The sequence below is a fragment of the Rhodococcus sp. BS-15 genome (assembly GCF_000813105.1).
In the GTDB taxonomy this organism is placed as follows: domain Bacteria; phylum Actinomycetota; class Actinomycetes; order Mycobacteriales; family Mycobacteriaceae; genus Rhodococcoides.
In genome coordinates this window covers 1-17,366 of record NZ_BAOX01000082.1, presented here as the reverse complement: position 1 = coordinate 17,366, position 17,366 = coordinate 1, and the positions used below count along the sequence as shown (strand labels likewise).

The window sequence follows — 17,366 nt, the reverse complement described above, 5'->3', positions numbered from 1 at the left end:
CTCGTAGCAGGCTACGAACTACAGTGCACGTCAGATACCGAACCGGCGGTGTCTGGCCGCGAAGTCGCGCAGCGCGCGCAGGAAGTCGACGCGACGGAATTCGGGCCAGTAGGCCTCGGTGAACCAGATTTCCGAGTACGCGCTCTGCCACAGCAGAAAGCCGGAGAGTCGCTGTTCGCCCGAGGTGCGGATCACGAGATCCGGATCGGGTTGGCCGGAGGTGTAGAGGTGACTACCGATCTCGTCGACGTTGATCGATGCCACCAGCTCGTCGCCGCTGACGCCCTCGGCGATCTTCTCGCTCACCAGGGACTGGACGGCGTCGGCGATTTCCTGCCGCCCGCCGTATCCGACGGCGACATTGACGTGCGTTCCCGACCGACCCTCGGTCAGCGCTGCCGCCTCTTTGAGCCGACGCGAGGTCGATGCGGGCAGCAGGTCGAGTGTGCCGACGAGTTTGACGCCCCAGTTCATCTCGGGTCCGCAGATCTCCTCGACGACGTCGGTGATGATGTCGAGCAACGAATCCAATTCGTCCGCATCTCGGCGGAGGTTCTCGGTGGAGAGCAGGTAGATGGTGGCCATCTCGATTCCGGCGGCGTCGCACCAGCCGAGCATCTCGGCGATCTTCAGCGCGCCCATGCGGTGCCCGTGCGCGACGTCGGTGAACCCGTTCTCGCGCGCCCAGCGGCGATTGCCGTCGCACATCACTGCCACGTGCCGCGGGTGCTGAACCCCTTCGAGCTGGCTCAGCAGACGCCGCTCGTACACGTTGTAGAGAACGCCGCGGACCTTCTGCGGAATGATCACCACTGCTTCGTCACCGCTGCTCTCATCACCACGAAGGATCACCTTACGCCGACGTCTGCGAGCCGGTCGCCGGTACAGTAGCGTCAGAACCTACGGTTGCGTAGGTTCAGGCGGCGGCACGGGAGGCGATCTTTCATGACGATGTTCGGACTGGACGAGATACCCGTCAAACCACGTATGCGCGGCTGGATTCACCTGTACGCGTTCGGCGTGGCGGTGGTGTGCGCGATCACTCTCGTCACGCTCGCGTTCAGCATGGTCTCGGTCAGTGCGGGTGTGGCCGTGAGCGTGTATTCCATCACCGTCTGCGGCGTGTTCGGGGTCAGTGCCACCTACCATCGCGTGCACTGGAAGACCACGGCGTCGCAGATCTGGATGAAGCGCGCCGATCATTCGATGATCTTCCTGTTCATCGCAGGTAGCTACACCCCGTTCGCGGTGTTGGGCCTACCCGCCTCGACCGGACGCACGTTGCTGATCGTCGTCTGGGTCGGGGCCCTCGCCGGGGTTGCCCTGAAGATGTTGTGGCCCACCGCTCCCCGATGGGTCGGGGTACCGCTGTACCTGCTCCTCGGCTGGGCGATCGTCCCGGTCGCACCCGCGCTGATCGACCACGTCGGCTATGCACCGTTCGTGTTGCTGCTCGTGGGCGGAGTCTTCTACAGCATCGGAGCCGTGCTGTATGCCACCAAGTGGCCGAATCCATGGCCGACGACCTTCGGCCATCACGAGTTCTTCCACGTAGCAACGGTATTGGCGGCAACCTGCCACCTTGTTGCCGTGTGGCTCGTACTGTTCTGATCGCCCTCAGGTGGTTCGGGATGCCTTGTCTCGATACATCAGCGCGTCGGCGCGCTGAATCAGCGCTTCTCTCGACTCCCCCGGCTCACGCACCGCAACGCCCACACTCACCGACACCCCGAGCAGACTCGATCCGAACGGCACCGGCTCGCCGCAGATCGCCGACCGCACCGATTCCGTGACTTCGGCGCTGTCGAGCCCCATCGGCCCGTCGAACGTCACGGCGAACACGAACTCGTCTCCTGCGTATCGGCCGACGACGCTTCCGCGCGGCGACCACTGGTGCAGTCGACGTCCCGCTGCCTCCAGCAGGGCGTCACCTGCCGGGTGACCGTGCGCGTCGTTGATCGATTTCAACCGATCGACGTCGACGAAGGCCAGGGCAACCGGCAGATCCTCGACGATCCATTCGTCGACGTGGGCGAGCAGGGGGCCTCGTCGCAGCAATCCGGTCAGTTCGTCGCGCTCGGCGCGATCGCGCCAACGAACGGTGTCGTCCACGACGGGATTGACCAGGTCCAGCAGTGCGACGATGAACCGTCGCCCCGCGATCATCGAGATTCCGACGTGCATCCAGCAGGAGACGACCTCTCCGTCGCCGCGCCGCACTCGGCGCAGAGCGCCGACCGGTCGACCGTGTTCGGTGGAGCCTGCGTCGGGGTAGCGGTGCTCGAGCTGGACCGCGATGCGCGTCGCGGACGCGCGATCCCCGAGCGGCACGAAATCTGCCACGGGTCGACCCACCATGTCGTCCACCGCGCACCCGAGCACGCCCTCGCACAGGATGTTGGCACCGACCACCTCGTACTGCATCGAATGCACCATGACCGCCATCGGAACCGCGGCCACGAACTCGGCGACGGCAGCGCGCTGTTCGTCGGTCACCGCCTCGTGCACGGTGTCCGCACGCATCACACCCTCATTCATGACACCTTCACTCATGACACCGTCGATCCATTGCTAGACGTTCGACCGCCCCAGGCCGGGGAAACTTCGGGCAACAGTACTGTTCCTCCGTCGAAGCATCGACGAGCGTCGTCACCTCTGCAGTGCGAACGACAAATCTTCGGCAGAGGTCACAGGACGGTCGCACACGAAGCCACGACACACGTATGCCGTTTCGAGGCCGTCGACGGGTGGACGGTCGGTCAGCAGTACCGACGAATCCGTCACGCCTGCCACCACCACGGAACCTCCCGGAGCGAGGGCCCGCGCAGCCGAGAGCAGCTCACCGCCGGGCGCCGTCGACACGGCGATCTGAATCGGACCACGAACGGACGCTTCGGCGACGGCCAGCCAGTGCCCACCGGACCTGGGCGCTCGTTCGAGAATCGAGGCCGATCGCGCCAACGACGCAGCCGCCAGTCTGCCGTAGCGCGCCGAGGAGTTGTGATCGACCAACGCAGCTGCGGTGAGCAGCGCCTCGGCCATCGTGGATGCGCCCGACGGGGTGGCCCCGTCGATCGGGTCGCGAGGCCGGGTCACGAGAGTCTCGGCATCGTCGGCGGTGTCGAACCACCCGCCCACGTCGTCTGGGTCCGCGAAGTGGTCGATCGCAGCATCGATGATCGACGTCATGCGCTCGGTCCAGACTGCGTCTCCGGTGGCCTGGAACAACGCTGCCGCAGCGACCGCGAGACACGCGTAGTCCTCGAGCACGCCGGTGGCCTCGCCGACTGCGCTGCCGAGCGAGGCGCGGCGGATCCGGCCAGACTCGACATGTCCGGCGAACAGTTGCTCGCCGCACTCGACTGCCGCGTCGACCCAGCGCGGCTGCCCCAGACCGGTACCGGCCTCGACCAGTGCGGTGATCGCCAACCCGTTCCAGGCGGTGACGACCTTGTCGTCGCGGCCGGGTTGCGGCCGAGTCGAGCGAGCGGCAGACAATGTGCTGCGCACCCGTGCGAACCGGTCGTAATCCTCGGGTTCGGCGGGCAGCTGCAGTACCGACATGCCGGCCTCGAACGTGCCTGCCGAGTTCACCGCGAACAATCCGGCTGCCCAGACACCGTCCTCGAAGCCGAGGGTCTCGGTCAGTTGTTCCGGAGTCCACGCGTAGGTCAGACCCTCGATACCTTCGGTGTCGGCATCGAGTGCCGACGCGAAACAGCCGTTCTCCGTGCGTAATTCGCGGAGAATGAACTCCGCAGTGTCCGACGCCACCCGCCGGGCGAGTGCATCCTCGTCGACCCGGGCTGCGTGCGCGTAGAACCGCAACAGCAGAGCGTTGTCGTAGAGCATCTTCTCGAAGTGCGGGACGACCCACTCGGCATCGACGGAGTAGCGCGCGAATCCACCGCCCAGCTGGTCGTAGATGCCACCACGCGCCATCGCCGACGCGGTACGGCGAACGACGCCGAGGACCTCGGAATCGCCGGTGCGCTCGTAGTGCCGGAGCAGACCTTCGAGCAGCGCGCCGGGTGGGAACTTCGGTGCCCGGCCGAAGCCGCCGTAGGTGGTGTCTTCGTCGGCGCAGATCGCCGAGACCGAGGCCGCCAGCGCATCGGCGTCGATCGGGCGACCGCCTGCGGGCACGCCTGCACTGTGCTTGCGCAGTTCGGCGACGATGTCGGCGGAGGCGTCGAACACCTCCTGTCGCCGCGTCGACCAGGTGTCGGCGATCGCGGTGAGCAACTGCTGGAACGACGGCATTCCCTGACGCGGGGCCGGTGGAAAGTACGTGCCGCAGTAGAACGGTTCGGTGTCGGGGGTCAGGAAACACGTCATCGGCCACCCGCCTTGGCCGGTCATTGCGACGGTGGCCTTCATGTACACCGAGTCGAGGTCGGGTCGTTCTTCGCGATCGACCTTGATGCACACGAAATGCTCGTTCATCAGTGCCGCGGTCGCCTCGTCCTCGAACGACTCGTGGGCCATGACGTGGCACCAATGGCACGCCGAGTATCCGATCGACAGCAGGATCGGAACATCGCGATCGCGGGCCGACTGCAGAGCCTTCGGTCCCCACTGCTGCCAGTGCACCGGGTTGTCCGCGTGCTGCCTCAGATACGGGCTGGTGGACTCACCCAGGGCATTGGCGTCGAGCATCAGGCTCGTCGGAGACGGCGGGTTTGGGTCGATTCTGTTCCGGTGGAAATGGATCTGCAATCCCGCCGCGGTCGGTGCCCTCGTCGAGGGCCTGATCCAACGTCGGATCCTCCTTCTCGAACGTGGCGGGCAGACGCTTGATCTTCTTGTTCATGGACCAGATCAGCAGTGCCGTTCCGACCAACAGCGCGACCAGGATCACCAGACCGATCGGCGAGGACTTGCCGAATTCGGGACCGGTGGGCTGCTGGGCGAGGATCGAAACGATCATTTCTCGGTCTCTTCTATTCCGGCGAACAGGTCCGTCTCGGGCAGCGACGTCGTGACCCGAGTGCGGGCCAGCTCGAACTCCTCGGTGGGCCACAGCTTGCGTTGTACGTCCAGCGGCACAGCGAAGAACGACCCGTTGGGATCGATCTGCGTCGCGTGTGCGCGTAGTGCGTCGTCGCGATGCTCGAAGTAGTCGCCGACGGTGACCTGCGTGGTGATACGACCCATGATCTCGTCGCGCTGGCCGTCCCACCGCTTCAGCCAGTCGACGAACGGGCTCTCCTCACCGCGGTCGATGAACCAGTCGTGGAAGAGCTGCATGCGCTTACGAATGAACCCGTGCGAGTAGTAGAGCTTGAGCGGAGTCCAGGGCTCACCCGCGTCGGGGAACCGTTCGGGATCCCCCGCTGCCTCCCACGCCGCCATCGAGACCTCGTGGCAGCGAATGTGGTCCGGGTGTGGGTAGCCGCCTCTCTCGTCGTAGGTGGTGATGACGTGCGGCTTGAACTCGCGCACCACCTTCACCAGGGCCTCGGTGGAGACCTCCAGCGGAACCAGCGCGAAGCAGCCGTCCGGAAGCGGCGGCAGAGGATCGCCCTCGGGCAACCCGGAGTCCTCGAAGCCGAGCCAGGTCTGCCGAACGCCGAGGATACGGGCGGCCTCGGCCATCTCCTCGCGTCGAACATCACGGATGCGCTCGTGCACTCCCGGAATGTCCATCGCCGGATTGAGGATGTCGCCCCGCTCGCCGCCGGTGAGCGTGACGACCAGAACCTCGTGTCCTTCGGCCGCGTAGCGAGCCGTTGTCGCAGCACCTTTGCTGGACTCGTCGTCGGGATGGGCATGCACTGCCATGAGCCGCAGTCCGGACACGTTCTTCCTCACCTCGGATTCGCCTGGTTCTTGCCTCACCTATAGTTCCACCTGACGCCGACAGGCCCCCAGCGGCACCCCCGAATCGACCCCGAGAGCTGACATGACCAACGCACTTCCCGCAGGTAGATACCCGTCGGGTTCCGGTCCGAGCGGCATTCGGCAGGCCCCGAAACGTGCGACGAAGATCGCACTCGTGGCCTTGGTCCTGCTGGTCGGCACAGGCGTGGCCTACTACGCGTACAGCAAGTTCTCGGTCAAACCCATCGAAGGCAGTCAGCTCTCGTTCGACATCGTCGACGAGAACACGATGTCGATCCGGTTCAGCGTGACCCGGCAGGATCCCGAGCAACCGGCCGTGTGCATCGTTCGCGCCCGATCGCGCGACGGCTCCGAGACCGGCAGACGCGAGGTGTACATCCCCCCGGAGTCGGCGTCCACCACCGTGGAGATGACCACCGAGGTGACGACGTCGGCCGCCCCTGCCGTCGGCGACGTCTACGGCTGCAGCTCGATGTTCCCGAATATTTACGAGCCCGATAGGCGAACTGCCTGTTCGTGGTAAGCTCGGGTCATACACGGCCACCGCAGAAGGTGCCGTGTATTGCTGCATTGCGGGCAGGGTTCACCTGCGAACGATGACGACGGCTCCAGGATGTGGGCCGACCAAGGGGATCCAACCATTGGAGTCCCCTGTTCGTTGCGTGCCCTACCTGCTCAGAAACCGGAATCCGAACTCGAGATTCCGACTACGAGGGAGTGATCGAGATGACCGAGACCCAGGTGACCTGGCTTACCCAGGAATCACACGACAGGCTCAAGAGCGAACTCGACCAGCTCATTTCCAATCGCCCCGTCATCGCCGCCGAGATCAACGAGCGTCGCGAAGAGGGCGATCTGAAGGAGAACGGCGGCTACCACGCTGCGCGCGAAGAGCAGGGCCAGCAGGAAGCACGTATCCGCCAGCTGCAGGAGCTGCTCAACAACGCGAAGGTCGGCGAGGCACCCACTCAGTCCGGTGTCGCCCTTCCCGGGTCCGTCGTCAAGGTCTACTACGACGGCGACGAGTCCGACACCGAGACGTTCCTGATCGCCACTCGCGAAGAGGGTGCCCGCGACAACAAGCTCGAGGTGTACTCCCCCGCGTCACCGCTGGGCGGATCGCTCATCGACGCCAAGGTCGGCGACACCCGCGAGTACACGCTGCCCAACGGCAAGACCATGAAGGTCACGCTCGTCAGCGCGGAGCCGTACCACACGTAAGCCTTCTCGCAGAGGGAAAAGCACCCCCGGTCGCCGAGCGACCGGGGGTGCTTCTGCGTGGATGTCAGGCGGTCATCGTCTTCTGGTACTTGCGTACCGACAGCGGCACGAACACCACGAGCATCAACACGACCCAGATCAGTGTGTAGAGCACGGGGTTCTGCAGTGGCCACACCTCCGGCGGCGGTGCCATCGGGTTGGTGTTGCCGAACTGCTCTCGCACTGCCAACGTCACCGACGAGATCGGATTCCACTCCGCGATCGTCTTGAGCACGCTCGGGAAATTGTCGATCGGAACGAAGGTGTTGGCGATGAACGTCAACGGGAAGATCACGATGAACGACGCGTTGTTGAAGATCTCCGGCGAACGCACCGTAAGCCCCACCAGCGCCATCACCCACGAGATCGAGTACGCGAACAGCAGCAGCAACACGTACCCGAGCAGAGCGTCGAAGAACGAGGACGTTATGCGCCAGCCCACGATGAGTCCGGTGATCGACATGATCGTGATGGTGACGAGGTTGTTGCCGACATCCGCCGCGGTGCGCCCGATGACGACTGCCGACCGTGCCATAGGCAGCGATCGGAACCGGTCCATCACACCCTTCTGCAGGTCCTCGGCCAGCGACGACCCGGTGAGCGAAGCACCGAAGATCATCGTCTGCACGAAGATGCCACCCATCAGGAAGCTCTTGTAGTCGATGCCGGGTACGTCGATGGCACTGCCGAAGACGTAGGCGAAGAGCAGCACGAACATGATCGGCGAGAGCATGGCGAAGAACAGCAGATCGGGAACTCGCTTGAGCTTGATCAGGTTTCGCTTCGTGATGATCGCGGAGTCCAGGAAAACGTTGCTCATTTCTCTTCCTCCGCCGTCTCGGGCTCGCCGGTGGTCTGACCGGTCAGGCTCAGGAACACATCGTCGAGGTTGGGCCTGCGCAGTCCGACGTCGACCACACCGATTCCGTTTTCCTCCAGCTGGGCCAGTGCAGTGGCAAGGTCTTTCGAGCCTCCGTTGACCGGCATGACGATTCGGCCCACCTGTTCGTCGAACGTGGGCGGTTCGACGCCGATCGGAGCCAGAATCCGTTCGGCCTGATCGACCTGGGACCGATCGGTGAGCACGAATTCGACTCGCTCGCCGCCGGTTTGGGCCTTGAGCTCGTCTGCTGTGCCGCGGGCGATGATCTTGCCCTTGTTCAGCACGATGATCGAATCGGCCAGTCGATCGGCCTCCTCGAGGTACTGGGTGGTCAACAGAATGGTCGTACCGTCGCGGACGAGATCCGCGATGAACTCCCACATGGTGATTCGGCTACGTGGATCGAGTCCGGTGGTCGGCTCGTCGAGGAACACCACCCGCGGTCGACCGATCAGGCTGGCTGCGATGTCGAGTCGCCGACGCATACCACCGGAGTACTGCTTTGCGGTGCGGTCACGCGCGTACTGCAGGTCGAACCGTTCGAGCAGTTCGTCGGCGCGCTTCTTCGCCTCGGCCTTGCGTAGGCCGAACAGTCGGCCGACCATCTCGAGATTCTCGTAGCCGGTCAGGTACTCGTCCACGGCCGCGAACTGACCGGTCAGCCCGATCGTGCTGCGCACCTCGTTGGCCTGCGTCGCCACGTCGAGCCCGAAGATTCGGGCCGAGCCCGACGTCGCCTGCAACAAGGTGGCGAGAATGCGGACCGCCGTGGTCTTCCCGGCACCGTTGGGGCCGAGCACACCCAGCACCGTGCCCTCGGGAACGGTGAAATCGATCCCGTCGAGCGCGACGTTCTTGCCGTACCGAAGTACGAGGCCCTCTACTTCTATAGCGTTCGCCATTGCCCTATCCCCGTTTCTTTCCTGGTCGGTGTAAGGACCTCCGAACGCGTAGAGATTAACCGGTTTTGATCGGACCCGGCGTCCACAGGCCCGAACGCTGGACCTCTTCGGCTGTGATCTGCGCCGCCTGCGCCGACTCGTCGTACGGGATGTACTGCTCGATCGATCCCCAGTCGCGATCCCAGTCGCCGGCCAGATACGACGGAATGGTGCGGGCCGAGGCGACGATGTCGATCCATCCGAGTGGCCCGCCGCCGTAGTGGTCCTGCCACGCATTGGTGATGACGGCACCGCTGCGGTCCGGCAGCACCCGATACTGCGGAACCTCGGCGACGCCGAGGCGGTGGTCGAACGGACGCTGGCAGGGGAAGTTGAAGCCGACTTCCCAGTCCAGCAGCACCGGAGCGTCACGGCCGACGACCTCGTTCAACGTCTGAGTACGCGGAACTCGCGGCGGGGTGACCGCCAACCACTGGTCGGGATCGCGATCGGCGTCGGTGAGCACCAACCGAATGGTGTTGGCACCGGCCGGAATCTGGTCCATGGGCACGCGCAGATTGCGCCACGACGGCGCCGGGCCGATGTCGATGGGCGTCACGCGTCCCTGCGCCCGGCCGTCCACGCCGTACTCGAGTTCGAGGCTCTGGCCGTAGGTGACGATGCCGTCGGAGTCCACCGACCGGATGCGTCCGGCAGCGGCGATGGAGATCAGGTCGCCGGGATCGGCGGGCAGTGCGTACCACCCTGTCGTCAGGGTGGCGGGGGCAGTGGACCCGAACGAACCGAGCACGGGCACAGTGGCCGGATCGAGGCCGAACGGCAGTGCGCTGCCGCCGGTTCCGGCACCGGTGGTAGACGTCGGCTGCTGCTGCTCTCCGGTGTCGACGGTGTTCGAGGTGCCCGACGCCGAGGATTCCTTGTCTGCGGTGAGGTCGCCCGCCACACCATCGGGGGTGAACCCGTCGTTCTCTGCGCTCAGTGCGGCAAACGCGTCTCCGGTGACCGGTTGCAGCACATCGGCATTGGGGTCGGTTTCCAGCAGTACGTCGTTCGCAAGACCACACGTGTTTCCGGTCAGCGCCGTGAGATTCGATTTCGCGATCGAGTACGACGGCCATTGCGCCACAGCGCCCTTGGCCATCGACGCGACGGCCACCAGCACCATCAGAGCGGCCCCGACAGCGATCGGTGGCACCGACCACCATCGCGCCATCGGTTTGGCGGTGAGCACATACGGCTCGCGGAGGTGGAACCAGACGGCAGCGAGCAACAGCAGCAGGGTCAGGCCGAGGAACATGGTCGAGATGCCGAGGCCGGCAACGAGGATCGGCTTGTCCCAGAACGGAACTCCCCATGCGGAGACGTACCAGTAGCCGTTGGTTCCGGTGAACGCGACGGCCAGTAGAAACGAGACCGACGCGGCGAACAGGAGTCGGTTGCGCCGCGATCGCAGTACCGCCGCACCGGTCGCCACGGCTGCCAGTACCGCAACCGATGCGGCGAGTCCGGCGAAGACACCGAAGTGGTGGGTCCACTTGGTGGGGGTGATCATCATCAAGGCCATCGCCCCGACGGTGATGCCGACGATGCGACGCGCGGGACCGGTTGCGGTGCCGGGGATCTTGCCGCCCTTGCGCAGCATGGCAACGACCACCGCGATCAGCGAGACGATCATCACGAACACCCCGAAGCGGCGCGCGAGCGAGCCGTCGATGTCCATGTTCATCAGCCACTGGTAGCGCAGGTACTCGTCGAACCAGGCCTGGCTCGGCCCGACCGCGTTGTGCACCCGTTGCATCTCGAGCATGCCGGCCACGGTCTGGTTGCCGAATGCGAACACCAGCACCACGGTGCCCGACGCGATCAACGGGGCCAGCAACGTCGCCGCGCCCAGTGTTGTACTGCGGAACTGCCGAGCGCGGGCGACGACGATCTGCAACACCGGCCTGGCTCCAGCTATGAGCGGAGCGAAGCAGATGAAACCGGAGGGTCCGTGGGTGACCGTCAACGCCGCGATGAGAATCGCCGCGGCCGCAGGCAGCAACCTGCGCGTTGCGATGGATCGCTCCACCGAGCACCACGTCAGCAACACTCCGAGCGCCACGAACGGCTCCGGGCGCAGGCCGTTGTTGTACGGCAGCCAGAACGCGAGCATCACCAGGCCACCGGTCCACAGCGCGGTCTTCGACGTGCGAGCAGCCGCACCGAACCGCGGGATCACCTCGCGACTGATGACGAGCCACAGCACCACGGCGCAGATCAGCGTCGGCAACCGCATCCACACACTGGCCGTCGATACGTGCGAGAGGAGGGCGAACATGTCGTACAGCGGTGTGCCGAAGGGTGTCTCGGGCACACCGAACCAGCGGAAGTAGTTGGCCATGTAACCGGCGTGATCGGCCGTGCGCGCCATGCCCAGCTGGTAGCCGTCGTCGGAGGTGTTCGCGCCGATAAGATGCCACACCACCAGCGTCCCGATCACCACCGCGTCGGCAGCGCCGAACGTCCACCAGCGACGAGGGAGGAACCGTCGAGCACGTCGCCGTCGGACAGGTCGAGGCGGTGCAGCGCGACCAGTGAGATGCCCGTGGCGAGTACACCGACGATCATCGCGAACCACTTCAGCGCGCTCGGGGTCGACGAGAACCTGCTGTCCAGCTCTGCCTGCAGCTGCAGACCGGGAATGTTGCCCTGAAGATCGCTGAACACGCCCACCAACTGTGGCCGCACGTCGCCCTCGCGAGAGACGGTGTCTTCGCCCGTCAGCCCGACGGTGGTCGCCGTGCTGTTCGAGGTGATCGTCAAAGCGCAGTCGCCCGCAGTCGAAGGGCTGAGTTCCGATACCGGCTTCTCGAGGAGGACGGAATCACGCAACGTCACCTTCAACTGCGACGCCTCACCGCCCGTCACCTCGGCAACGAGACCGTAGCGATAGGCGTCGGGCGATCCCTTGGGCGAGGTGGACAACAACAGCCCGCCGTCGGGCAATCGGTTCGCGGCAGGGCACGGAATGGTCGCGTCGACGCTGATCGGGGTGTAACCGACGAGCGGAGCTTCGACACTGCCGATCGTGTTCGACTGCGGCCATGTCAGCGAGGACTGCTGCTGCTCGATCGGCAACAGCGGTATCGCGATCGTCAGCAGAATTCCCAGGACAGCGGAGACGATCGCGACAAGCCGAGCCATGCAAATATCTCCCACCGATGTCCTGGTCCAAGTCGCTGATCAAAGTACCAGTCGGGTCCGAGCGGGCCCGGCGCGTCAGTTCTCGACGTGCACGGCGTACCCGGCCGCGCCCAAGGCATCGAGCACCGAACCGCGGTGGTCGGGTCCGCGGGTCTCGACGGTCAACATCACGTCGACCTCCTCGAGGCCCAGGCGTCCGCCGGTACGGGAGTGGACGACGTCGACGACACTGGCCCCGGCATCGCGCACCACCCCGAGTACCCCGGTGAGTCCGCCCGGCTTGTCCGAAATGGTCACGCGTACAGCGAGATAACGTCCACCCGCTCGAAGGCCGTGAGTAATGACGTGAGTGAGCAGCAGTGGGTCGATGTTCCCGCCGGAGAGAATGGCACAGACGGAGCCGGTCAATCCGAGTTCGTCCGCAGAATGCGTCATCAGAGCTGCCACCGCCGCCGCGCCCGCCGGTTCCACTATGAGTTTCGCGCGCTCGATGCACAGCACCAACGCACGCGAGAGCGCATCCTCGCTGACGGTCACCACGTCGTCGACCCAGCCCTGCACGTGATCGAACGGCACCGATCCGGGCAGGCCGATCGCGATGCCGTCGGCCATCGTCGACATCGATGCCAACGCGATCGGATGCCCCGCCTTCAGCGACGCCGGCCATGCGGCAGCGCCCTCTGCCTGCACGCCGACGATCCTGATGCCGGGCTTGGTCAGCTTGACCGCTGCGGCGACACCGGCCAACAGGCCTCCGCCACCGGTGGGAATCACGATGGTGCCGACGTCCGGCATCTGTTGCAGCAGTTCGGTTCCCAGCGTCGCCTGCCCAGCGACGATGTCCAGGTGGTCGAACGGGTGAATGAGGGTGGCACCGGTGCGTTCGGCGAATTCCCTCGCCGACTTCAGCGCCTCGTCCACCGTGTTGCCCACCAGATGAACCGTCGCGCCGTAGGCCTTGGTGGCGACGAGCTTGGGCAACGACACTCCCACCGGCATGAACACGGTCGAGTCGATCCCCACCTGCGACGCCGCCCAGCTACGCCCTGAGCGTGATTACCGGCGCTGGCCGCGACGACTCCGCGTGCGCGCTGCTCGGCGTCGAGCCTGGCGATGCGGTTGTACGCCCCGCGCGGCTTGAACGATCCGGTGCGCTGCAGGTTCTCGCACTTGAGGCGCACCTCGTGGCCGGTCAGGTCCGACAGAATTCGCGAGGCCACCACGGGGGTCCGGCGCATGACCGGCTCCAGCAGCTCCTCGGCCGAGGCGATATCCGACGCGGTCACCCGCACAATTTCCGACACGGTGGCAGTATGCAGGAACAATTACTCTCGTGACGTCATCCGCCACCGGTCGTCACTACAGTTGTGGAGCGCGTGCCGCACCACAGCGAGCCGCGACCGGCGCAAAGGATTCTCGGTGATGACGCAGGCTGGATCCGACGATGTCGACAACGGCCGCGAGATGCGTGGCAGCGTCGAGATCAAGGATCGGGCCATTTCCCGGACCGCCATCGCGGCGACATTGAAGGATCCTCGGGTCACGCGCACCACCGGCGGCTTCTCGCGACTGACCGGCCGAGAACTGCCGCGCGCCGACGTCACCCTCGGCGAGGACACGATCGCCGTCAACCTCTACATCGGGGTGACCTGGCCGTCGCAGATCACCGAGGTGACCGAGTCCGTGCACGCCACCGTCGAGGCTGCGTTGGCGACGATGACGGGGCTGCACGTACATCGGGTGAACGTCCTGGTATCGGACACCACGTTGGACACAGGCTTCTCGTCCACTTCGAATACCGAAGAATCGCAAATCATTCCACCTCGTCCACCCACTGCCGGGCCGGCCGCGATGCCGGTGGCACTGTTGTTCGGGTTCGCACTCCTCGGTGTGGCCTTCGTCGCCGGCAGGGAATTCCTGATCGCGCACGGCCACCTCGGTGGTAGCCCGTGGATCGCCGACGCTGTGTCCTGGATCGCCCGATTGCACTGGCAGAGTTGGATGATCGCCGCCGCGATCGGAGCCGCCGTTCTCGGGCTGCTTCTCCTGTTCATGGGGGTCAAGCCACGAACGAAGACGCATTCCGGCCTGGGCGCGTCGGTGCCGACTGTCTGGGCCACACCGACCGACATAGCTCGATTGTGCAGTGCTGCAGCGCAGTCCACGCACGGAGTGGTGGATGCACACACCGTTGTCACGCGCAGGAAGATCGAGGTGCGAATAGAGCGTGACAGGGCTGTCGATGCCGAGCACGTGGACGCCACCGTGCGCGAGGCACTGGCTCCGACACTGTCGGTTGCTGCGGGCGGACGACGACTGACGGTGAAGCAGTCGGTGGCAGCTCCGACGAGGGTGTCGTGATGAAGACGTTCGTCGCCGGTGTGGACCGACTCCTTGTCATCGCGGTCGGAGTGGGCTTGATCGCGGGTGGCGGATTTGCGCTTGCCTGGCATTACGACATTCCGTGGGCGCGAGAAACGCTGTCTCACTTCGACCGTGTACGAATTTCGGAATTGCCGGAACAGGGCTGGTGGGTGCCGATGCTGGCTGTGGTTGTCTGCATCGCAGTTGTCATGGCACTGCTTCTGTTGATCGGCAACTTCTCCCCGCGCACGACCGGAACGGCAAGTGTCATCGAGGAACCCCATTTCTCGGCGCACGTGGACCTGAGCGCCATCGCATCGGGCGTCGCCGCGGAGTTGGCCGAGTTCCCCGGTGTTCGACGCGCCCGCGGTACGGCAATCGATGATCGAGGAATGCCCACCGTAGCCGTGTCCGTCTATGCTGCAGCAGATTTCGATGTCATGACATTCACCGCCCTGGCCGAATCACGAGCCGCCTTCGTGGCCGAATCACTCGCTGGAGCGCACGTCGCCACCCGCGTTCAATTGCACGTCGACAAGCGGCGGTAACGCGGCCGCGCGGCACTGCGACAGGCCCGGCCACCTGTCCCTTCTGTCGGATTCACCGGTACGGTGTCGGTACACGACCCGAAGCAGGGAAGATCCGCGGAACTCGACTCGAGTGGAAGGGAGTCCGACTCGATGGGGCGTAGGAACGGCGACTGGCTGTTGATTCTTCTCGAACCGGACTCGGCGGCGTGCGTGGTGGCTGTAGGGACGACGCAGAAGAGCAAGGTTCCCATGGCGGTGTTCCTGAGGAGGTCGTCCGACTCGATCCACGCACGTGATGCGGTTTCTCGGTGTGCAGAATCGGGCAGGGATGTGGACATCGAATGCGGGCCGGGCAGGTACGTCTCGGCCCGTCCGATTCGTGGGGACGACGGTACGGTCCAGGCGGTGTGGGCCAGACTGCATCCAGGCACGTGCGACTCCCCGCCGTCGAATGCTTGGGCCTTTCGCTGGAACCTGACTCGCGGCACTGCCCACTCCAAGGACTCCCCGGCGCTGAATGCCGATGTGGCGCACTTGTCGGTAGCAGAAGCGATGGCGACGTTGGATTTCGGATTGCGAGCCACCGACGTCCTCGCGATGCTGGTATCCAGCGCAGTCGGCGACACAGTGGATCTCGACGCCACCCAGCGTTGGACCACGGACGAGTTACATCGAATTCGGGTGCTGGCGCACACTACCGTCGAAGGCGAAGGTCGCTGTCTGCGCGGCATCGCAATCGACCGCGGTCCGTTCGTCATGAACTATCCATCCCCTACCGGAGTCCAGGAGACGATGAGCGGGCTCGTAGCGGGTGCCTCTGTCACCGCACGACACCACACCGCAATAGTCGATCTGTGCACGCTGGAAACCTTGTACTGGCACGGGCCGCCGCCGCCGTCCATCGCCTGGAATCTCGACCCGACCGACCCGCGACCGCGAGTGCACCCGGACGACGACGGAGCAGTCGAAACACTCGCGAAATCAGTGTCCCGGGCCGGCGGAGCAGGAGACGAACCGAGCATTACCGTCCGATTCAGAGACCGAGACGGCGGCTACACCACGCACACGGTGACCGCTTGTGCTCTGCCGATGCTCCCTGACGATACAGAACCTCGGCTCGCGCTGGTGACGGTGACCGAGGCCTGCATCTGATCGCGCGCAGCGCTGGCGCTTCGGCACCAACGGGTTTAAAGTTCGGTGTGTTACGCAAAGACTCGGTCAACGAGGCGTAACCCGCGACCTACCTTGTCTCTCTCGGGATGGTCCGCACAACTGCAGATCGCCGGACGAGCGTGCGCTCTCGTTCCAGGCCGATCCCATCGAGTACGCAACCGGCCCAGATCCGTTGTGGCACTGCACCCGGCTCGGTCCGAACGACAGCCGGCATCACGTCGCCGAATCGCCCCATACTCACGAACGGGAGACATCATGAACCGCATTTCAGCTCGGACTCGCACCGCCTCCATCGCCCTGATCGCCGGCTCGATGATCGCCGTGACGTCGATGAGCGGGGCCGCTGTTGCTCTTGCTCAACCCGCGCCACCCGCGGTGTCCTCCACCGTCGAGGAATTCGTCCCCGTGAGCGCAGAAGAAGTTGCCTCGCTCAATGCTTCGCTGGCAGAACAGGGCCGCAATCCACTCCCCGCCGGCACAGCCGGCTTTCAGATCAGCGATGATGCGACTGTGACGATCGTCGACGAGACCGGCAACGTCCTCGACAGGCAGCCGACTCCCACGGGACCTCAGGCGCGTGGAGTCACCGATGAAATCAAGCGAGTAGTCGGTGCCTGCCTCGGAATCGACTTCTTCGGCGCAGTCGGTGCTTGGGAGGCGATCGAAAGCCAAGTGAACTCGTGGGACAAGGCTGCCAAGTTCGTCCTGAGGCGAGTCGGCCTGATCGCGGCATTGTCCTGCGGCGGCGGAATATTCGCGGAGTACCTACTCTGACATGCCCTTCTCCCCAGGAAAGGAACCAATGCCATGACAGCTCCCACCCGAAACAAGTTCGAGCGATGGTCCGGCGGGATGCCCCTCGCCGCCCCTGTGGCATTCGGAGCCGTGCTGTTGATCGTCAGTGTCTCGTCGAAGCTCGGCGGCAGCTCCCTCTTCTTCTTCGCCCCTCTTGCCTTCGTCACTTCGGGAACGATGGTGTGGCTCGGAGCCCGACGTGATCCGACGCGAGACCACCTCGCTCACGTCACGGTCGGGTCGGGACTGCTGGTGGGATGCGGCGTCGTCGTCGCCGTGTGTGGTCTCGCAGGCGGTCTCATGCTGGACTCACCGACGTTCTGGGCGTCCATAGCCGTCGTTGCAGCACTTGCGGCACCGATCAGCGCAGGCATCAGTCCGTTCTCGTCGCCGAAGGGTTAGTGCCTGCGGCAGTGGTGTGCTTATGTG

15 protein-coding genes and 2 pseudogenes are annotated in these 17,366 nt (G+C 64.9%); 8 read left to right on the top strand and 9 right to left on the bottom strand.

Annotated elements, in window-relative coordinates; translation table 11 throughout:
- Positions 1–30: 30 nt before the first annotated feature.
- Complete coding sequence (locus tag RHBS_RS12210; protein WP_121873590.1) at positions 31–813, bottom strand: isoprenyl transferase; 783 nt, start codon at positions 811–813, stop codon at positions 31–33.
- A gap of 132 nt (positions 814–945) precedes the next feature.
- Between RHBS_RS12210 and RHBS_RS12205 the strand changes: the two genes are divergently transcribed.
- On the top strand, positions 946–1,611 hold the full coding sequence (locus RHBS_RS12205) for a hemolysin III family protein (protein WP_121873343.1): 666 nt from the start codon (positions 946–948) through the stop codon (positions 1,609–1,611).
- Between the two features lie 6 nt (positions 1,612–1,617).
- On the opposite strand, the gene RHBS_RS12200 is transcribed toward RHBS_RS12205, so the two are convergent.
- The 4 genes from RHBS_RS12200 to mca form a co-directional block, all read right to left on the bottom strand.
- Positions 1,618–2,553, bottom strand: a complete 936-nt coding sequence (locus RHBS_RS12200) for a GGDEF domain-containing protein (RefSeq protein ID WP_121873344.1) — start codon at positions 2,551–2,553, stop codon at positions 1,618–1,620.
- 96 nt (positions 2,554–2,649) lie between these two features.
- Positions 2,650–4,659 carry a thioredoxin domain-containing protein gene (locus RHBS_RS12195; RefSeq protein ID WP_121873345.1) on the bottom strand — a complete coding sequence of 670 codons (2,010 nt, stop codon included), beginning with the start codon at positions 4,657–4,659 and terminating at the stop codon, positions 2,650–2,652.
- Positions 4,634–4,930, bottom strand: a complete 297-nt coding sequence (locus tag RHBS_RS12190) for a hypothetical protein (RefSeq protein WP_128645662.1) — start codon at positions 4,928–4,930, stop codon at positions 4,634–4,636. Before RHBS_RS12190 ends, RHBS_RS12195 begins: the two co-directional genes overlap by 26 nt.
- Positions 4,927–5,802, bottom strand: a complete 876-nt coding sequence (gene mca / locus RHBS_RS12185) for a mycothiol conjugate amidase Mca (protein WP_183130553.1) — start codon at positions 5,800–5,802, stop codon at positions 4,927–4,929. Before mca ends, RHBS_RS12190 begins: the two co-directional genes overlap by 4 nt.
- A gap of 103 nt (positions 5,803–5,905) precedes the next feature.
- On the opposite strand from mca, the gene RHBS_RS12180 reads away from it, so the two are divergent.
- Positions 5,906–6,367, top strand: coding sequence for a DUF4307 domain-containing protein (locus tag RHBS_RS12180; RefSeq protein ID WP_237669177.1), 462 nt, complete (start codon positions 5,906–5,908; stop codon positions 6,365–6,367).
- 203 nt (positions 6,368–6,570) lie between these two features.
- On the top strand, positions 6,571–7,065 hold the full coding sequence (greA, locus tag RHBS_RS12175; RefSeq protein WP_032394210.1) for a transcription elongation factor GreA: 495 nt from the start codon (positions 6,571–6,573) through the stop codon (positions 7,063–7,065).
- 64 nt (positions 7,066–7,129) lie between these two features.
- Here greA and RHBS_RS12170 read toward each other — a convergent pair whose 3' ends face one another.
- The 4 genes and pseudogenes from RHBS_RS12170 to ilvA all read right to left on the bottom strand — a co-directional run bounded on the left by RHBS_RS12170 (position 7,130) and on the right by ilvA (position 13,313).
- Positions 7,130–7,924 carry an ABC transporter permease gene (locus tag RHBS_RS12170; RefSeq protein ID WP_121873348.1) on the bottom strand — a complete coding sequence of 265 codons (795 nt, stop codon included), beginning with the start codon at positions 7,922–7,924 and terminating at the stop codon, positions 7,130–7,132.
- Positions 7,921–8,889: an ATP-binding cassette domain-containing protein gene (locus tag RHBS_RS12165; RefSeq protein WP_121873349.1), complete on the bottom strand. Its 969-nt coding sequence runs from the start codon at positions 8,887–8,889 to the stop codon at positions 7,921–7,923. The genes RHBS_RS12170 and RHBS_RS12165 overlap by 4 nt, the downstream gene beginning before the upstream one ends.
- Positions 8,890–8,944: 55 nt before the next feature.
- Positions 8,945–12,075 (bottom strand): annotated as a pseudogene (locus tag RHBS_RS12160) (arabinosyltransferase domain-containing protein).
- Positions 12,076–12,150: 75 nt separating this feature from the next.
- Positions 12,151–13,313, bottom strand: a pseudogene (gene ilvA / locus RHBS_RS12155) (threonine ammonia-lyase).
- Here ilvA and RHBS_RS12150 point away from each other — a divergent pair.
- The 5 genes from RHBS_RS12150 (at position 13,312) to RHBS_RS12130 (ending at position 17,339) form a co-directional block, all read left to right on the top strand.
- Positions 13,312–14,436, top strand: coding sequence for an Asp23/Gls24 family envelope stress response protein (locus RHBS_RS12150; protein ID WP_128645661.1), 1,125 nt, complete (start codon positions 13,312–13,314; stop codon positions 14,434–14,436). The pseudogene ilvA and the gene RHBS_RS12150 overlap by 2 nt on opposite strands.
- Entirely contained in the window at positions 14,436–14,987 is a 552-nt protein-coding gene (locus RHBS_RS12145) for a hypothetical protein (RefSeq protein ID WP_128645660.1), read from the top strand. Before RHBS_RS12150 ends, RHBS_RS12145 begins: the two co-directional genes overlap by 1 nt.
- A 132-nt stretch (positions 14,988–15,119) precedes the next feature.
- Positions 15,120–16,121, top strand: a complete 1,002-nt coding sequence (locus tag RHBS_RS12140; protein WP_128645659.1) for a GAF domain-containing protein — start codon at positions 15,120–15,122, stop codon at positions 16,119–16,121.
- A 276-nt stretch (positions 16,122–16,397) separates the two neighbouring features.
- Positions 16,398–16,916 (top strand): hypothetical protein, encoded by a 519-nt coding sequence (locus RHBS_RS12135; RefSeq protein WP_128645658.1) that lies wholly within the window; start codon positions 16,398–16,400, stop codon positions 16,914–16,916.
- Between the two features lie 33 nt (positions 16,917–16,949).
- Positions 16,950–17,339, top strand: coding sequence for a hypothetical protein (locus RHBS_RS12130; protein WP_128645657.1), 390 nt, complete (start codon positions 16,950–16,952; stop codon positions 17,337–17,339).
- Positions 17,340–17,366 lie beyond the last annotated feature (27 nt).

Bases quoted from the DNA above. Each gene is read 5' to 3' on its own strand.
- RHBS_RS12190 (WP_128645662.1), bottom strand. From the start codon at position 4,930: ATGATCGTTTCGATCCTCGCCCAGCAGCCCACCGGTCCCGAATTCGGC.
- RHBS_RS12170 (WP_121873348.1), bottom strand. From the start codon at position 7,924: ATGAGCAACGTTTTCCTGGACTCCGCGATCATCACGAAGCGAAACCTG.
- RHBS_RS12140 (WP_128645659.1), top strand. From the start codon at position 15,120: ATGGGGCGTAGGAACGGCGACTGGCTGTTGATTCTTCTCGAACCGGAC.
- RHBS_RS12180 (WP_237669177.1), top strand. From the start codon at position 5,906: ATGACCAACGCACTTCCCGCAGGTAGATACCCGTCGGGTTCCGGTCCG.
- greA (WP_032394210.1), top strand. From the start codon at position 6,571: ATGACCGAGACCCAGGTGACCTGGCTTACCCAGGAATCACACGACAGG.
- RHBS_RS12200 (WP_121873344.1), bottom strand. From the start codon at position 2,553: ATGAGTGAAGGTGTCATGAATGAGGGTGTGATGCGTGCGGACACCGTG.
- RHBS_RS12165 (WP_121873349.1), bottom strand. From the start codon at position 8,889: ATGGCGAACGCTATAGAAGTAGAGGGCCTCGTACTTCGGTACGGCAAG.
- RHBS_RS12130 (WP_128645657.1), top strand. From the start codon at position 16,950: ATGACAGCTCCCACCCGAAACAAGTTCGAGCGATGGTCCGGCGGGATG.
- RHBS_RS12135 (WP_128645658.1), top strand. From the start codon at position 16,398: ATGAACCGCATTTCAGCTCGGACTCGCACCGCCTCCATCGCCCTGATC.
- RHBS_RS12195 (WP_121873345.1), bottom strand. From the start codon at position 4,659: ATGCTCGACGCCAATGCCCTGGGTGAGTCCACCAGCCCGTATCTGAGG.
- RHBS_RS12150 (WP_128645661.1), top strand. From the start codon at position 13,312: ATGACCGGCTCCAGCAGCTCCTCGGCCGAGGCGATATCCGACGCGGTC.
- RHBS_RS12205 (WP_121873343.1), top strand. From the start codon at position 946: ATGACGATGTTCGGACTGGACGAGATACCCGTCAAACCACGTATGCGC.
- RHBS_RS12145 (WP_128645660.1), top strand. From the start codon at position 14,436: ATGAAGACGTTCGTCGCCGGTGTGGACCGACTCCTTGTCATCGCGGTC.